This window comes from Curtobacterium sp. MCBD17_032, assembly GCF_003234855.1.
Classification (GTDB): Bacteria; Actinomycetota; Actinomycetes; order Actinomycetales; family Microbacteriaceae; genus Curtobacterium.
Genome location: NZ_QKTO01000002.1, coordinates 421,369 through 437,239, shown reverse-complemented (window position 1 = coordinate 437,239; position 15,871 = coordinate 421,369). Strand labels below are relative to the sequence as shown.

Annotated in this window: 9 protein-coding genes and 1 tRNA gene; 1 reads left to right on the top strand and 9 read right to left on the bottom strand. The window is 72.2% G+C overall.

Annotated features, from left to right (window positions below):
- Positions 1-1,814: 1,814 nt before the first annotated feature.
- The 8 genes from DEI91_RS05070 to DEI91_RS05035 form a co-directional block, all read right to left on the bottom strand.
- Positions 1,815-3,137, bottom strand: coding sequence for a threonine/serine exporter family protein (locus DEI91_RS05070; protein ID WP_181439485.1), 1,323 nt, complete (start codon positions 3,135-3,137; stop codon positions 1,815-1,817).
- Between the two features lie 231 nt (positions 3,138-3,368).
- Positions 3,369-3,442: transfer RNA gene (locus tag DEI91_RS05065), tRNA-Leu, on the bottom strand.
- Positions 3,443-3,537: 95 nt separating this feature from the next.
- Positions 3,538-5,010, bottom strand: a complete 1,473-nt coding sequence (locus tag DEI91_RS05060) for an NAD(P)/FAD-dependent oxidoreductase (RefSeq protein ID WP_111051211.1) — start codon at positions 5,008-5,010, stop codon at positions 3,538-3,540.
- A 43-nt stretch (positions 5,011-5,053) separates the two neighbouring features.
- Positions 5,054-5,602 (bottom strand): DUF501 domain-containing protein, encoded by a 549-nt coding sequence (locus DEI91_RS05055; protein WP_111051210.1) that lies wholly within the window; start codon positions 5,600-5,602, stop codon positions 5,054-5,056.
- Between the two features lie 35 nt (positions 5,603-5,637).
- Positions 5,638-6,213 carry a septum formation initiator family protein gene (locus DEI91_RS05050; RefSeq protein WP_111051209.1) on the bottom strand — a complete coding sequence of 192 codons (576 nt, stop codon included), beginning with the start codon at positions 6,211-6,213 and terminating at the stop codon, positions 5,638-5,640.
- A gap of 844 nt (positions 6,214-7,057) precedes the next feature.
- Positions 7,058-8,341 carry a phosphopyruvate hydratase gene (gene eno / locus DEI91_RS05045; RefSeq protein WP_111051208.1) on the bottom strand — a complete coding sequence of 428 codons (1,284 nt, stop codon included), beginning with the start codon at positions 8,339-8,341 and terminating at the stop codon, positions 7,058-7,060.
- 98 nt (positions 8,342-8,439) lie between these two features.
- The gene (hisS, locus tag DEI91_RS05040; RefSeq protein ID WP_111051207.1) at positions 8,440-9,684 is read right to left on the bottom strand and encodes a histidine--tRNA ligase; all 1,245 of its coding nucleotides are present in this window, start codon (positions 9,682-9,684) and stop codon (positions 8,440-8,442) included.
- Positions 9,685-9,900: 216 nt separating this feature from the next.
- The gene (locus DEI91_RS05035) at positions 9,901-10,791 is read right to left on the bottom strand and encodes a MazG family protein (RefSeq protein ID WP_111051206.1); all 891 of its coding nucleotides are present in this window, start codon (positions 10,789-10,791) and stop codon (positions 9,901-9,903) included.
- A gap of 128 nt (positions 10,792-10,919) precedes the next feature.
- Between DEI91_RS05035 and nhaA the strand changes: the two genes are divergently transcribed.
- Positions 10,920-12,098, top strand: coding sequence for a Na+/H+ antiporter NhaA (gene nhaA, locus DEI91_RS05030; RefSeq protein WP_111051205.1), 1,179 nt, complete (start codon positions 10,920-10,922; stop codon positions 12,096-12,098).
- 90 nt (positions 12,099-12,188) lie between these two features.
- On the opposite strand, the gene mfd is transcribed toward nhaA, so the two are convergent.
- The gene (mfd, locus tag DEI91_RS05025; protein WP_111051204.1) at positions 12,189-15,782 is read right to left on the bottom strand and encodes a transcription-repair coupling factor; all 3,594 of its coding nucleotides are present in this window, start codon (positions 15,780-15,782) and stop codon (positions 12,189-12,191) included.
- Positions 15,783-15,871 lie beyond the last annotated feature (89 nt).

Here is a 15,871-nt window from a genome sequence, read left to right as displayed (position 1 = left end):
ACCGGGCTGGCCGGCGCGACCGTGACGGTCAGCCGTGCCGGCAGCTCGGCGGTCCGCACCGCGACCGTGGGTCCGGCGGGTACCTGGCACGTCTCCTGGCGGGTCGGGCCCGGAGCGCCCGCCGACGGGACGACCACCGTCACGGCCACCCAGACCGCCAGCACGGCGGACGGCTACCGCTCCGACCTCCGGAGCGCGGTCTCGCCGCCGAGGAGCATCACGATCGACCGGACCGCTCCGGCCGCGCCTCGTGTCACCCGCCCGTCGGCGTCATCGCGGGTCGACGCGCGTGCGCTGGTCATCGCCGGTACAGCCGAGGCCGGGACCATCGTGACCGGCTACGTCGACGACGTGGCCGTCTGCCGGTCGGAGGTGTCGGTGACGGGGTCGTGGTCGTGCCGTGTCGCCGACGTGCTGCGTGGTGGCGTCCACCGCATCAGCGCAGGTGCGCAGGACGCGGCGGGCAACACCTCCCGGGCGGCGACCGCGGTCCCGGTCCGGGTGACCGGCTCGTCCGCCGGCGTGCCGTCGGCGGACGGGACGTCTGCCGGCGGTGCCTCCTCGTCGACCCCGGCTGCGGGCCTCCCGTCCTCCGACAGCGGCACGCCGACGGACTCGTCGCCCCGCCCCGGCTCCGGACCAGGGTCCGGCCGGGGCGACGGCCGGGGCGGCACCGCGGCGGGTGCGCCGCCCGGCCACGGCTCCGACGGCGGCACGGGTGGACGGACCGACTGGTCCGGACCCGCGGGCGACTGGACGGTCGCGACCGCGTACGACCACGCCGTGCCCACGATCCAGTCCTCGTTCTCCTGGCGCACCCTCGTGATCGCGGTCGGCGTCGCGGCGGCGTTCCTCCTCCTCGTGGCGGGTCCGGTCCGCGTCCTCGCCGGGACCCTCCGCGGGCGGCTGCCGCGCCCCGCCTCCCGGCTCACGGGCCGCAACCGCCCGAGGTCGGAACGCAGACGCGGCGACGACGCGGTGCCCACCTGGGTCTCCCTCGCCGTCGGCACGACGCTCGCCGCGGTGGCCACCCTCGTGGGCAGCGGCATCGCCCTCGAGGCACGCTACGTCCGGCTCGCCCTCGCCGTCCTGGCCGGTGTCGGCGTGCTCACCGCCGGCGTCGTGCTCGCGACGCGGTGGGCTGCAGGCGTGAACCGGCACACTGTCACCTTCCGCGTGTCCCCGTGGCTCGTGCTCGCGGCGGTCGTGGCGAGCGGCCTCACTCGGTCCGGGGACCTCTCCCCCGCGCTCGTCGTCGGGCTGCTGCTCGTGCCCGTCGGCCGTACCGACGTCGACACCGCGGCCATGCGGCTCGGGAACGGTGTCGCGGCCTGTGCGCGGGGCGCGACCTGGCGCTCGGTGACGCTGCTCGTCCTCGCGGCCGTCGGATGGGTGGTGCACAGCCTGACGAGCGGTCCGGGGTTCACCGCATCGCTCGTGTCCGAGTTCGCCAGCACCCTGTGCGTCGGTGGTCTCGGCGCGCTCGTCGTGACGCTCCTGCCGCTCCGCGGGTCCGCGGGTCCGCGGGGGCAGCCCTGGCAGCCGAGTCCCGCCGGCGGTACGGCGCCCTCGCGGCCGTCGCCGTCGGGCTCGCAGCCGCGGTCTACTCGGGCCCGACCGGGACGCACGTCCCGGTCGCCGCCTGGGCATCGGCCGTCGCGGTGGTCGTCGTCCTCGCGGCAGGCGTGCGCCTCTGGCCCAAGATCCGCTGACGCGTCCCGGCGTCCCGACCGGTCGCCGGTCACGCCGTGCGGTGGCGACCGGCCGGGAGGCCCGACACCCGCCGCGCAGGTCGACCGCCGGTCGGCAGGCCGTCAGTGGGTCGGCGCGGACCGGGCGAAGAGCCCCGGGATCAGCCCGCCGATCTTCGTCCCCACGCACAGGCTGACGAAGGTCGCGAGCGGCGTCGCGAGCGCAGCGGCGTCGAACGTCGCGACCGCGACCAGCCCGACCGTGCCGGGCACGAGCAGCAGGAACGCCGGCCGGAACGACACGGTCGCCGGCACCACCGGCACGATCCGCTCCAGCACACGCATCGCCACGAACAGCAGGGCCGCGGCGAGGCCCGTGGCGACGACGCTGCCGCTGAACGGGGTGAGCAACGACACGACGGCGTAGGCGGTGACCATGACGAGGACCGACGCCGCGGTGAGGCGCCACCCGGAGCCGAAGACCAGGCTGATCCCGGTCGCGAGGACAACCACGGCGACCCACGACACCCAGAGGGCGGGGACGGCCTCCCAGCCGGGGCGGTCGGTCCCGATGCCTGCGACCTCGCCGACGAGTGCGGCGGAGCTCGGGTCGATGCGGAGGCCGGTCACCGCGCTCCCCGCCGCGATCCCGGCGGCCATGAAGCCGAGCATGATGAGCCCCTGCATGAGCCGCGCCGACCCGGTGACGATGTCGGCGGCGGTGAGCTCGAGCAGGGCGTTCGTGATGAGAGCCCCGGGCACGAACACCGCGACCGGTGCACACACGGCGTAGAGCGGCACGTGGTCGAACCCGGTCCCGGCGGCGACGAGCCCGACGACCGCGGTCGAGCAGAACGCGGCGAGGAACGGCACGACGGCGACGGCCTCGCGGAAGCGCCGCAGCAGCAGGCCGATGACCCCGACGAGGGCCCCGACCACCAGCGCGAGGAGGACCGCCCACCACGGGCACCGGAACACCACGGCGAGCCCTGCGGAGGTCAGGGCGTTGCCGAGCACCCACGGCAGCGGGGCCGGTGGTCGCGTCCCCTGCCGGATGCTCCGGACACGCGCGGGGATCTCGGCGAGGGCGATCGCGCCGCGCTCGAGCCCGAGCACCAGGCGGTTCGCGCGGGCGGACTGGCGGAACGAGAGCTCGATGCCCTCGGCGTTGACGATCGTCGCGGCACCCGTCGCCGTCTCGCTGACGATGACGAGCGCGGGCAGCACCCCGATCGCGAGGCCACTCCCGACCCCGGCTGCGTCGCGTGCCTTCTCGAGGGCGGAGCGGACGTCCGTGACCGAGCTGCCGGCGTCGAGGAGCAGCGCGCCGAGCGTGCCGAGGAGCATCCCGACGGGGACGGTCTCGCCGTCGATGACCTCGACGTGGGCCTCGGGGCGCCGGAGGGCGTCCCGGAGGTTCGTCAGCGCGCTCCCGATCCCGACCACGTGGTCAGCGTAACGAGTACGGCGCGTCCTCCGTCTCCGTACCCCCGGAGGGACTCGAACCCTCAACTCGGCGATGGTGAGTCGGATGCCCGTCCGGTCTCCGTACCCCCGGAGGGACTCGAACCCTCAACTCGGCGATGTTGAGTCGGATGCCCGTCCGGTCTCCGTACCCCCGGAGGGACTCGAACCCGCAACTCGGCGATGGTGAGTCGGATGCCCGTCCGGTCTCCGTACCCCCGGAGGGACTCGAACCCTCATCTCGGCGATTTTAAGTCGCATGCCTCTACCGATTGGGCCACGGGGGCGCACGGCCGTGGGCGGCCGGGCCGGAACAGCCTACCGACGCCGGAGGGCGGCCACCCGTCGGGTGACCGCCCTCTCGTCAGCGGATGTGCGGTGCCTACTCGGTCTTCGCCGACTCACCGGCGCCGACGGGCTCGGCTGCCTTCGAGACGTCCTCGGCGGGCGTGGCGTAGGCCGGACCGGCAGCGCCGGCGGGCTGGCCCTCGGCAGGCGAGTCGGCGGCAGGGGCCGCTTCGACCGCCGGCTTCGGACGGGAGGCCCACGCCTCGAACGCCGCGCGGGGCGTCTCGCGGTCGTCGAGCGACGCGATGTCGCGTCCGAGGAAGAAGCCGGAGACCCAGTCCCCGATGACGCGGATCTTGCGCTCCCACGACGGCATGGCCAGACCGTGGTACCCGCGGTGGGCACCCCAGGCGAGGAAGCCCTTCATGGCGAACTTGCCGGACTGGAAGACACCGATGCCGAGACCGAGGCCGGCGACGGCACCGAGGTTCTCGTGCTTGTAGTCCACGGTGGCCTCGTTGCGGAGGGTGGCGACGAGGTTCTTCGCGAGCTGCTTGGCCTGACGGACCGCGTGCTGGGCGTTCGGCACGCACATGCCGCCCACGCCACCACCGGTCAGGTCCGGGACGGCCGCGACGTCACCGCAGGCCCAGGCGTCGGCGACGACCGTGCCCTCGTCGACGATGCGGAGGTCGGGCTGCACCGTGATGCGGCCACGGGGCTCGAGCGGGAAGTCGGTGCCCTTGACCATCGGGTTCGCCATGACGCCGGCGGTCCAGATGATCAGGTCGGACTCGATGACCTCGATCGACTCGTCCTTGGCCTTGAGCTGGCAGACACCGCCGACGGCCGAGGCGAGCTGCGTCTCGAGGTGCACGGTGGCACCGCGCTCGGCGAGGTTCTTGAGCACCCAGTGCGAGGTCTCGAGCGACACCTCGGGCATGATGCGGCCCATCGCCTCGACGAGGTGGAAGTGCGTGTCCTCGAAGGCGATCTGCGGGTAGCTGCTGAGCAGGTCCGACACGAAGGAGCGGAGTTCGGCGAAGACCTCGATGCCGGCGAAGCCACCACCGACGACGACGACCGTGAGCAGACGCTGCCGCTCGGGGCCGGCCGGCAGGTTCGCTGCCTTGGCGAAGTTGGTGAGGATCTTGTCGCGGATCGCCGCGGCCTCTTCGATGGTCTTCAGGCCGATGGCCTCGTCCGCGACGCCCGGGATCGGGAAGGTGCGCGAGACGGCGCCGGCGGTCATGACGATCTGGTCGTACGACTCCTGCCACGGCTCACCGACCGCGGGGGTGATGGTCGCGGTCTTGTTCGCGTGGTCGACCCCGGTGACCTTCGCGGTGACGACGCGGGTCGACTTGAGGTGGCGGCGGTGCGAGACCACGGCGTGACGCGGTTCGATCGACCCGGCGGCGACCTCGGGCAGGAACGGCTGGTACGTCATGTACGGCAGCGGGTCCACCATGACGACGTCGGCTTCGCCGTTGCGAAGGTGCTTCTCGAGCTTCCATGCGGTGTAGAAGCCGGCGTAGCCGCCGCCGACGACGAGGATCTTGGGCACGGTTGTTGATCTCCTTGGGGTGGTTGGACTGCTGGGCGGCTGGTCAGGACTCGCCGCCACCCACCCCGACTCCGGCGTCTGCATCCTCATCATAGGCCCGGCATCCGCACCGGGACGGCGACCAGTCCGCGCGCTCGAGCGCGAGGTCGCCGATGGGGTTGACGCCGGGTCCGGCGGCGAGGGCGTGCCCGACGAGCGCGTGCAGGCACTTCACGCGGGTGGGCATGCCACCGGCGCTGATGCCCGCGATCTCCTCGACGTGCTCGATCGACTCGCGGTCGTCGAGGTACGCCTGGTGCGCTCGACGGTACTGCTCGGCGATCTCCGGGTCCTCGAGGAGGGCGGCCAGCTCGGGCATGACCTGGTTCGCCTCGAGGGTGCTGACCGCGGCGGTGGCTGCCGGGTGGCACAGGTAGTAGAGCGTCGGGAACGGGGTGCCGTTGCCGAGGCGGGGCTTCGTGGACACGACCGTCGGGTTGCCGCAGACGCAGCGGGCCGCGATGCCGATCACGTCACGGGCAGGGCGGCCGAGCTGAGCGGTCACCACCTGCACGTCGTGCGCGGACGGCGGGTCGAACGGAGGGGTCGTCACGGGGACGTGAGCCTACCGGATCACACCCGTCGGCCCTACTCGGAGGACGAGCCGCTGCCCGTCCCGCGACCGGTGTCACTGCTGCTGCCGGTGCCGCTCTCGCCGCGTCGCTCGAGTTCGTCGCCGGTCTCGTCCGACAACCCGGACTCGAGCACGGACGAGAGCATCGACTGCACCCAGTCCACCTTCGGCGTCTGCACCGTGGAGCTGACCGGCGTCCCGGAGTCGGTGGTCGGCGCGGGCGTGGCTGCTGCGTCGGCCTCGGTGCCCATCACGAGGTAGCTCTCCTCGCCCGGGTAGACGTAGAGCAGGCGGTCACGCGCCTGGGCCTCGATGTAGGCCGGGTCGTCCCAGCGAGCCACGTCGTGCTTCTTCTGCGCGACATCGGCCTTCTGCGCCGCGACCTGGCGCTGCATGTCGGTGATCTGCTCCTGCTGCTCCACGAGCGTGCGGAGTGACGGGGCGAGCACCACGACGAAGAGCACGATGATCGCGAGCATGAGCAGGCTGAAGCCGGAGAAGTGCAGCGAGCGGTACCAGGGCTGCCCCGAGGTCGTCCCCTGGGGCATGGCCACGGGGACGCGGCGGACGCGGGGCTTCTGACTGGGCACGACGACGACGATAACGCGGCCCTCGGGGGCTCGGCATCCCGCCGCGCGCGCGTTGCGCACCCTCTCAGCGACGGCTGCCGCCCTGGAGGCCCGCCCGAGCCTCCAGGCGGGCTCGCCTTGCCGAGACGCCCCCACCGAGCCGTGACGCCGCCGCGGAGCTGTGACGCCGCCACCTCGCCGAGACGCCGCCGAATACTGGGGCGTCTCGCGCGCACCGCGGCGTCACGCGCAGACGGGGGCGTCTCGCTCCACCGGCCTGGAGGCACGGCCCGGGTCTCCCGGCTGGCTCGGGTCCCGGGACGTCAACTGACCGAAGGGACGCCGCCGGGCCGCCGAAACGCCGCCACCTCGGCGAGACGCCGCCGGATTCGGAGGCGTCTCGCGCACACCGCGGCGTGACGCGCAGACGGGGGCGTCTCGCTCCACCGGCCTGGAGGCACGGCCCGGGTCTCCCGGCCGGCTCGGGTCCCGGGACGTCAACTGACCGAAGGGACGCCGCCGGGCAGCCGAAACGCCGCCACCTCGGCGAGACGCCGTCGGATTCGGAGGCGTCTCGCGCGCACCGCGGCGTCACGCGCAGACGGGGCGTCTCGGTCCACCGTCCTGGAGGCTGGCTCTGGGCCCCGAGACGCCCTGGCCGCGCCGAAACGCCGCCACCTCGGCAAGACGCCGTCGAATCCGGAGGCGTCTCGCGCGCACCGCGGCGTCGTCCGCAGACGGGGGCGTCTTGGACAGACGGGGGAAGTTCACGCGCATCGGTGGCACGCGCGCGGACGGGGCCATTCCGCGGAACGGCGAGACGCCGCCCTCCGAGCGGAGGACGGCGTCTCGACGGTGCGTGTGATTACAGCGAGGCCGAACGCGGGAAGGCGGAGCGGCCGGCGTAGACCGCCGCGTCGCCGAGCTCTTCCTCGATGCGGAGCAGCTGGTTGTACTTCGCGACGCGGTCCGAACGGGCCGGTGCGCCGGTCTTGATCTGACCACCGTCGACGGCGACCGCGATGTCCGCGATCGTGGTGTCCTCGGTCTCGCCGGAGCGGTGCGACAGGATGGCGGTCATGCCGTGGCGGTGCGCGAGGCTGACCGCGTCGAGGGTCTCGGTCAGCGTGCCGATCTGGTTCACCTTGACCAGGATCGAGTTGCCGGCCTGCTCGTCGATGCCGCGCTGGAGTCGCGTCGGGTTGGTGACGAAGAGGTCGTCGCCGACGATCTGCAGCTTCGAACCGAGCTCGGCGGTCAGGTGGGTCCAGCCCTCCCAGTCGTCCTCGGCCAGCGGGTCCTCGATCGTGGCGAGCGGGTAGTCGCGGGCCAGGTCGACGAAGTACTGCGTGAACTCCGCACTCGAGAGCTGCTTGCCCTCGAAGGAGTACTTGCCGTCGTGGAAGAACTCGGTGCTGGCGACGTCGAGGCCCAGCGCGATGTCCTTGCCCGGGGTGAAGCCGGCCTTCTCGATCGCCGCGAGGAGGAAGTCGAGCGCGGCGCGGTTCGAGGCGAGCTCCGGCGCGAAACCGCCCTCGTCGCCGAGTCCGGTCGCCAGGCCCTGCTTCTTCAGCTCGCCCTTGAGGGCGTGGTAGGTCTCGACACCCCAGCGCAGGGCCTCCGAGAAGGACTCCGCGCCGTAGGGCACCAGGAAGAACTCCTGGATGTCGACGTTGGTGTCGGCGTGCGCTCCACCGTTCACGACGTTCATGAGCGGGACGGGCAGCGTGTGCGCGTTCGGGCCACCGAGGTAGCGGAACAGCGGCAGGTCGACCGAGTCGGCTGCGGCTCGGGCCACGGCGAGCGAGGCACCGAGGATGGCGTTCGCGCCGAGGCGTGACTTGTTCTCGGTGCCGTCGAGCTCGATGAGCGCGGCGTCGACGAGACGCTGGTCGGTGGCGTCGAAGCCCTCGAGCGCCGGACCGATCTCGTCGAGCACGGCCTCGACGGCCTTGAGGACGCCCTTGCCGCCGTAGCGGGACTCGTCGCCGTCGCGCAGTTCGTACGCTTCGAAGGCGCCGGTGGAGGCACCGGACGGGACGAGGGCGCGCGAGACGACACCGTCGTCGAGGAGGACCTCGACCTCGACCGTCGGGTTGCCTCGGGAATCGAGGACTTCGCGTGCGCCTACGGCATCGATCACTGCCACGGGGTACTCCCTGTCGTTGGGTTGTGGTGGTTGCGCTGTCGATCCTAGCGACGCCGCTGCAGCGCGACGCCTGGCTGTGGATGACCGGCGGGCGTCCGTCAGGCGAGCGGACGGAACGCGACGCCCTCGAGCGACGCCGTGTCGGCGCCGACGGTGGCGAACGAGCCGAAGCCCTGCTCCGCGAGGCCGGCGAGCAGGTTCTTCATGTTCTTGGTGCGCTTCTCGAGCCGGACACGGTGGTGTGCGTCGAGCGCCTCGGCCTTCAGGGCAGCCAGCCGCACCGGGTCGACGTCCTTGTCGTACACGAGCACGACGGCATCCGACTCGGCCGAACCGGGCAGCGACACGAGGTCCACGAGCCGCTCGAACCCGAGCGAGAACCCGACAGCCGGGACGTCCTGGCCGAGGAACCGTCCGATCATGCCGTCGTAGCGGCCACCCCCGCCGAGGCTGTAGCCGAAGTCGGGGTGCGCGACCTCGAAGATCGTGCCGGTGTAGTACCCCATGCCGCGGACGAGCGTGGGGTCGAAGCGGAGGTCCACGCCCGGGAGCGCCGCGCGCAGCCGCTCGAGCTCGGCGAACGCGTCGGCGTCCAGCCAGTCCGCCCCGCGCACGCTCTCCCAGTCGGCGGACTCGAGCGCGCGGATCGTGTCGGCCGTGGCGCCCGGGTCGAGGTCGAGCGTCTGGCCGAGCTCCTCCGCGACGCCGACGGCGCCGATCTTGTCGAGCTTGTCGACCGTGATGAGCGCTCGGTCAGCCGCCGCGGGCTCGGTGATCCCCCACGAGGCGAGGAGTGCGAGCAGGATGCGGCGGTCGTTGATCCGGATCGACGTCCCGACGATGCCGAGGGCGTCGAGGGCCGCCGTGGTCGCCCGGATGAGCTCGATCTCGGCGAGCTGCCCGGGCTCCCCCAGGACGTCGATGTCGCACTGCACGAACTGCCGGTAGCGCCCCTTCTGCGGCCGCTCGGCACGCCAGACGGGGGCGATCTGCACGGCGCGGAACACCGTCGGCAGTTCGGCGCGGTGAGAAGCGTAGAACCGGGCCAGCGGGACGGTCAGGTCGAACCGCAGCCCGAGGTCGGCGAGGTCCAGCGGCGCCTCCGCCTGCCGCAGGTCCTCGGTGGTCAGCCCGCGGCGCATCACGGCGAAGGCGAGCTTCTCGTTGTCACCACCGAGTCCGGAGTGCAGGCGAGCGGCGTCCTCGACGACCGGCGTCTCGATCTCGTCGAAGCCGTGACGCGCGTACACACCACGGATGACACCGAGCACGTGCTCCCGCCGGGCCTTGTCAGCAGGGAGGTGGTCTCGCATGCCCCGGGGGGCCGTCACGGTCGTCGCCATGCCGTCAATCTTCGCAGAGCGGCAGCGTCGCTTGCTGCAGCAGTTGTCCGGTGATATGCTGCATCTCAGAACCTCGGCCGGTGCGTGCCTGATCCACGCAACGGCCGTCAGCGGGGGCGGTGTGCTGCAAGCGCCCCCGCGGTTCGAGCGGGATCCCTGTCGGCGTCGCTCCCTGGTGGCGCCTTCTCCCGCTCGCGGGCGTCCTTCTTTTTCGGGTTAGGAGGACGCCCGCTCTTCCACATCCCGGCGTTCGGAGGCGCGGCCGTCTCGTTCGAGACCGCGGCCGGCGGTCTCCAGCATCGCCACCGCGGCGCGGAGACTCGCGACCGGGTCCAGGCCTTGCTCGTGCGCGACGGCCACCTCGGCGAGCATCCCGGCTCCCCAGGCCGGGTCGACCCGGCTCCCGGGCTGCGAGGCGGCAGCGCCGTGGTCAGGGTCGACACGGTCAGGGTCGACACGGTCAGGGTCGACACGGTCAAGATCGACACGGTCAGGGTCGGTTCCGACGAGGCCGTCGGCACCGACGGTGTCGACCGCGGGGGCACCGGTGCCGGCCGTCCCCGGACCGTCGGCAGCACCGGCGACCTCCGAGACGGCGTCGAGCACGGCACCGTCCGTCACCGAGGCCATCGCAGCGTGCAGGTCGCCGCGCTCCTCGAGCCGCTCGAGGAGCTTCACGGCACGCTCGAGCGGTGGCATCGCCCGTGGCACGCCCGTGTAGGCGCTGGTCCGCGAGGACTTCTCGTCCGCCTTCGCGGCACGCCAGACCCGGATGACGTCCTCGACGGTGTGCGCTTCCTCGTCACCGAAGACGTGTGGGTGACGGCGCTGCATCTTCTCGCGCACCGTCTCGGCGACGTCGTCCAGGTCGAACCGTCCCTGCCGCGCGGCGATCCCGGCGTGCAGGACCACCTGGTACAGGACGTCGCCGAGTTCCTCGCGGAGCTCGTCGTCGTCCCCACCGTCGATCGCGTCGACGAGCTCGTACGTCTCCTCGACGGCGTACCGGGCCAGGCTGGCGTGGGTCTGCTCGCGGTTCCAGACGCATCCGTGCTCGGGGTCGAGCAGGCGGTCCACGACGGCGACGAGTTCGTCAACGGAGGTCATGGGGCCATGCTGCCACCCGAGCCTCCGCACGGAACGGACGTCAGGAGCCGCCCGGTACGATGGTCTCCGGTGTGTCGGGAAGTCTGGTCGACGGTCCGTTCCCCGTACCCGATCTCCACCGGAGTCGCATGCCCTCCTTCGTCCGTTCGCCGCGTTTCAGCGCGATCGCCCTCCTCGCCGCCGCCGTCCTCGGTCTGGTCGTCGCGAACACCGCCCTCGGTCCCGGACTCGAGCGTGGCCTCGACTGGCACACCCCGTGGGGAGCGGTCGGCCTCGACCTCTCCATCAGCCACTGGGTCAGCGACGGCCTGCTCGCGGTCTTCTTCCTGCTGGTCGCCATCGAGCTGAAGCACGAGCTGGTCGCCGGCGAGCTCGCGAACCCGAAGACCGCCGTCGTCCCCGCGATCGCTGCAGTCGGCGGCGTGCTCGTCCCGGCGGGCGTCTACCTGCTCGTCACCGCCGGGACGCCGTACACACACGGGTGGCCGATCCCCACCGCGACCGACATCGCGTTCGCGCTCGGGGTCCTGGCGATGTTCGGGCGCGGGCTGCCCGCGACGATCCGGGTGTTCCTGCTCGCCCTCGCGGTCCTCGACGACCTCATCGCGATCGTCATCATCGCCGTCGTCTTCGCGCACGGCACGGACTTCCTCGCGCTCGGCGGAGCCGCGGTCCTGCTCGTGGTCTTCGCGCTCCTGGGACGCCGGTTGCGCCCGGGCAGCGCTGCGCAGCCGTTCCTCGTCGTCGCGATGGTCCTCGTCGGTCTCGTCACGTGGTGGCTCGTGTACCACTCGGGGGTGCACGCGACGATCGCCGGCGTGGCGCTCGGCCTGGTCCTCCCCCGACGTCCGGGCGGCACCCTGCACGAGCAGGTCGAGCCGTGGTCGAACGCGATCGTGCTCCCCGTCTTCGCCTTCGTCTCCGCAGCGGTCGTGATCCCCGCCGTCGGGATCGGCGAGCTCTCTCCGACGTTCTGGGCGGTCGTCCTGGCGCTGCCGGTCGGCAAGGTCATCGGCATCACCCTGTTCGGCGTCGTCGCCGGCCGGCTCTTCCGCGGTCCGGGCCGCTCGACGCTCTCGGTCGGCTCGGTGATGACGGTCGGCGTGCTCGGCGGCATCGGCTTCACCGTGTCGCTGCTCATGAACGAACTGGCCTTCGCCGCGGACGAGGAGATCGTCGACGAGGGCGTCCTCGCGGTCCTCGTCGGGTCCGGCATCGCGATGGTCGCGTCCGCCGTCGTGGTGTCCGTGCGGGCACGCCGGTACCGCCAGCGGCGCGAGCTCTCCGAGGCCGAGGCCACCGAGTAGCGCACCAGCGCGTCCACGCGACGGACGGGAGGCCCGGGACGGATCCGCCCCGGGCCTCCCGTCCGTCCGGTGGTCACCGGACGACCACCGTCAGGCCGTCGGCGCCTCCGCACGGGCGGGCGCGCCGTAGACCGCGGTGAGGATGCTCTCCACCCAACCGATGAGGGCGTCGTCCGGCAGGGTCTCGCCGTGCGGCTTCGGCACCGGGATGCTCGCGGCGTCCTGCTGCGGGAACCAGCGCGCGCCGGCGAACATGCGCTTGAGCCGCACCTGCGCCGAGTCGGCGAGCTCCTTGCCGGCGACCCGCAGGTTCGAGCCCATCACGACCACGTCGGACAGGCCCACCTGCTGCGCCATGCGGCGGAGGCGGGACACCTCGATGAGGGTGAGCACGGCCTGCGGTGGGGTGCCGTAGCGGTCGGTGAGCTCGTCGAGGACCATGTCGATCGCCTCGGGCTGCGCAGCCGGCGCGGACGCGGCGGAGAGCTTCTGGTAGGCCTCGAGCCGGAGCCGCTCGGACTCGACGTAGTCCTCCGGGATGTGCGCGTCGACCGGGATCTCGAGCCGGAGCTCGGTCTGCCCCTCGGCCACGTCCCCGCGGAACTGCGAGACCGCCTCGCCGATCATGCGCAGGTACAGGTCGAAGCCGACGCCGGCGATGTGCCCGGACTGCTCGCCGCCCAGCAGGTTGCCCGCGCCGCGGATCTCGAGGTCCTTCATCGCGACCTGCATGCCCGCGCCGAGCTCGTTGTTCGCCGCGATCGTCTCGAGGCGGTCCTGCGCCGTCTCGGACAGCGGCTTGTCGGCGTCGTAGAGGAAGTACGCGTAGCCGCGCTCCCGGCCACGTCCGACACGGCCGCGGAGCTGGTGGAGCTGCGACAGGCCGTACTTGTCCGCCTTGTCGATGATGAGGGTGTTCGCGTTCGCGATGTCCAGACCGGTCTCGATGATCGTCGTGGACACGAGCACGTCGAACCGGCGCTCCCAGAAGTCGACCATGACCTGCTCGAGGGCCTGCTCGCCCATCTGCCCGTGCGCCACGGCGATGCGGGCGTCCGGCACGATCTCGGCCAGGTGCGACGCGACCGATTGGATGTCCTTCACGCGGTTGTGCACGTAGAACACCTGACCCTCGCGGAGCATCTCGCGCTTGATCGCCGCGGCCACCTGCAGGTCCGACTGCGGTCCGACGAACGTGAGGATCGGGTGCCGGTCCTCCGGCGGGGTCGCGAGGGTCGACATCTCGCGGATGCCGGTCACGGCCATCTCGAGCGAGCGCGGGATCGGCGTCGCGGACATCGCCAGGACGTCGACGTTCGTCTTGAGCTTCTTGAGCTGGTCCTTGTGCTCGACGCCGAAGCGTTGCTCCTCGTCGATGATGACGAGGCCGACGTCCTTGAACTGCACGCTCTGCGACAGGATCCGGTGCGTGCCGATGACGACGTCGACGGTGCCGTCGGCGAGGCCCGCGAGGGTCTCCTTCGTCTCCTTCTCGGTCTGGAACCGGCTCAGGGCGCGCAGGTTGACCGGGAACCCGGCGAACCGCTCCTGGAACGTCTCCATGTGCTGGCGGACCAGCAGCGTCGTCGGGACGAGCACGGCGACCTGCTTGCCGTCCTGCACCGCCTTGAAGGCGGCGCGGATCGCGACCTCGGTCTTGCCGTAGCCGACGTCGCCCGAGAGCAGCCGGTCCATCGGGATCGGGCTCTCCATGTCGCGCTTGATCTCGTCGATGGTCGTCAGCTGGTCGACGGTCTCCGCGAAGGGGAACGCCTCCTCCAGCTCGCGCTGCCACGGGGTGTCCGGGCCGAACGCGTGCCCCTTCGACGCCATGCGGGCGGAGTACAGCTTCACGAGGTCCACCGCGATGTCGCGCACGGCCTTGCGCGCCTTCGACTTCGCCGCCGACCAGTCCGAGCCGCCCATCTTCGACAGGGTCGGGTTCTCGCCGCCGACGTACCGGGACAGCTGGTCGAGCTGGTCGGTCGGCACGAAGAGCTTGTCGCCGGGGTAGTTCCGCTTCGAGGGCGCGTACTCGAGCACCAGGTACTCACGCTGCTGCTTGACGGCGTTCCGGCCACCGGAACTGACCTCACGGCTGACCAGTTCCACGAACTTGCCGATGCCGTGCGTGGCGTGCACGACGACGTCGCCCGGCTTGAGCTGCAGCGGGTCGACGACGTTCTTGCGCCGGCTCGCGAGCTTCTTGACGGTGCGGGCGCCCTGCTGGACGCTGCGGCCGTAGAACTCGGCCTCGCTGAGGAGCGCGATCCGCGGGTCCGCGACGGCGAAGCCGTGCTCGACGCTGGCCGTCGTGACGATGGCGACGCCCGGCTCGGGAGGCCCGTCCAGCGTCTCGGCGCGCGCGGCCACCCCGGCGTCGGCGAGCACCTGCACCGCACGTTCGACGAGGCCCTGGCCCTGCGCTGTCACGACGACGGCCCACTGGTCGTCGGTCAGCGCCTTGACGTGGGCGACCGCACCGTCCGCACTGCCGGCGAAGCTCGGGATCGCCTCGCCCGGGACGCGGATGTACTCCCCCGCCTCGGCGGCCGCGTCGGCGTCGCTCAGCGGTTCGTCGGCACCGGAGTCGAACGGCGACACCGTCCACCACGTGCGCTGCCCGCGGGTGTTCTTCAGCTGCTGGACCGTGAGGAAGTTGCCCGCGTCGAGGTCGATGGGCGCCTGGGCACCCGCCACGGCCGCGCTCCACGCCGCCTGCAGGAACTCCTGGTTCGTCTCGGCCAGGCTGTGCGCGCGACCGCTCACCCGCTCCGGCGAGAAGACCGCGATCGTCGCTTCCTCGGGCAGGTACTCCGTCACCGGCACGAGCTTGCGGACCAGCGCCGGGGCGAGGGACTCCATGCCCTCGACGGGGATCCCCTCGGACACCTTCGCGAGCATCTGCGACAGGTTCGGGAACTCGTGGAGCATCTCGCGCGCCCGCTGTCGGACGTCGTCGCTCAGGAGCAGTTCGCGTGATGCGGTGAGCTCCACCGCGTCGAGGTCGTCGTCCGTGGACCGCTGGTCGGCGACCGAGAACGCCTTGATGCCCTCGATCTCGTCGCCGAAGAAGTCGACGCGGACGGGGTGGTCGGCCGTCGGCGGGAAGACGTCGAGGATGCCGCCGCGGACGGCGAACTCCCCGCGGCGGGTGACGAGGTCCACCCGGGCGTACGCGACGTCGACGAGCTGTGCGGCGATCGCGCCGAGGTCGTTGCCGCGCGACGAGCTCCGCAGCACGACCGGCGCGAGCTCGGTCAGGTTGTCGGCGATCGGTTGGAGCGCTGCCCGGACGCTCGCGACCACGACGGTCGTCCGGCGCTCCGCGGCAGGGGCCTCCTGCCACCGCTGCAGTGCGCGGAGGGTCGCGATGCGGGTGCCGACGGTCTGCGGGCTCGGGCTGAGACGCTCGTGCGGCAGGGTCTCCCACGCCGGGAACTCGAGCACGTCCGCGTCGGGGACGGTGCAGCTGAGGGCGTCACGGACGGCTTCGGCCTCCCGCCCGGTCGCGGTGATGACGAAGGCGCACTGCGGCCCCGAGCGCTCGGCCAGCAGGGCGGCGAACAGGGGCACGCGCAGGCCGTCGACCACCGAGAAGTCGGCGTCGCGAGGAGCGGCACGGAGCGCACGATCGAAGGAGGAGGCGCGCGAGAGCGCAGGGATGAGGCCCGAGATCGTCACTCACACGATGGTACCGGCGGCCCCCGACAGCGGTCGCGGCGTGCGCGACGGGCGAACAGGAGGCGCGTGGCGGAGTCGGGGCGGGCCTC

What these genes read in the sequence shown, in the direction of transcription:
- hisS (WP_111051207.1), bottom strand. Translation starts at nt 9,684, where the DNA reads ATGGCGACGACCGTGACGGCCCCCCGGGGCATGCGAGACCACCTCCCT.
- nhaA (WP_111051205.1), top strand. Translation starts at nt 10,920, where the DNA reads ATGCCCTCCTTCGTCCGTTCGCCGCGTTTCAGCGCGATCGCCCTCCTC.
- DEI91_RS05035 (WP_111051206.1), bottom strand. Translation starts at nt 10,791, where the DNA reads ATGACCTCCGTTGACGAACTCGTCGCCGTCGTGGACCGCCTGCTCGAC.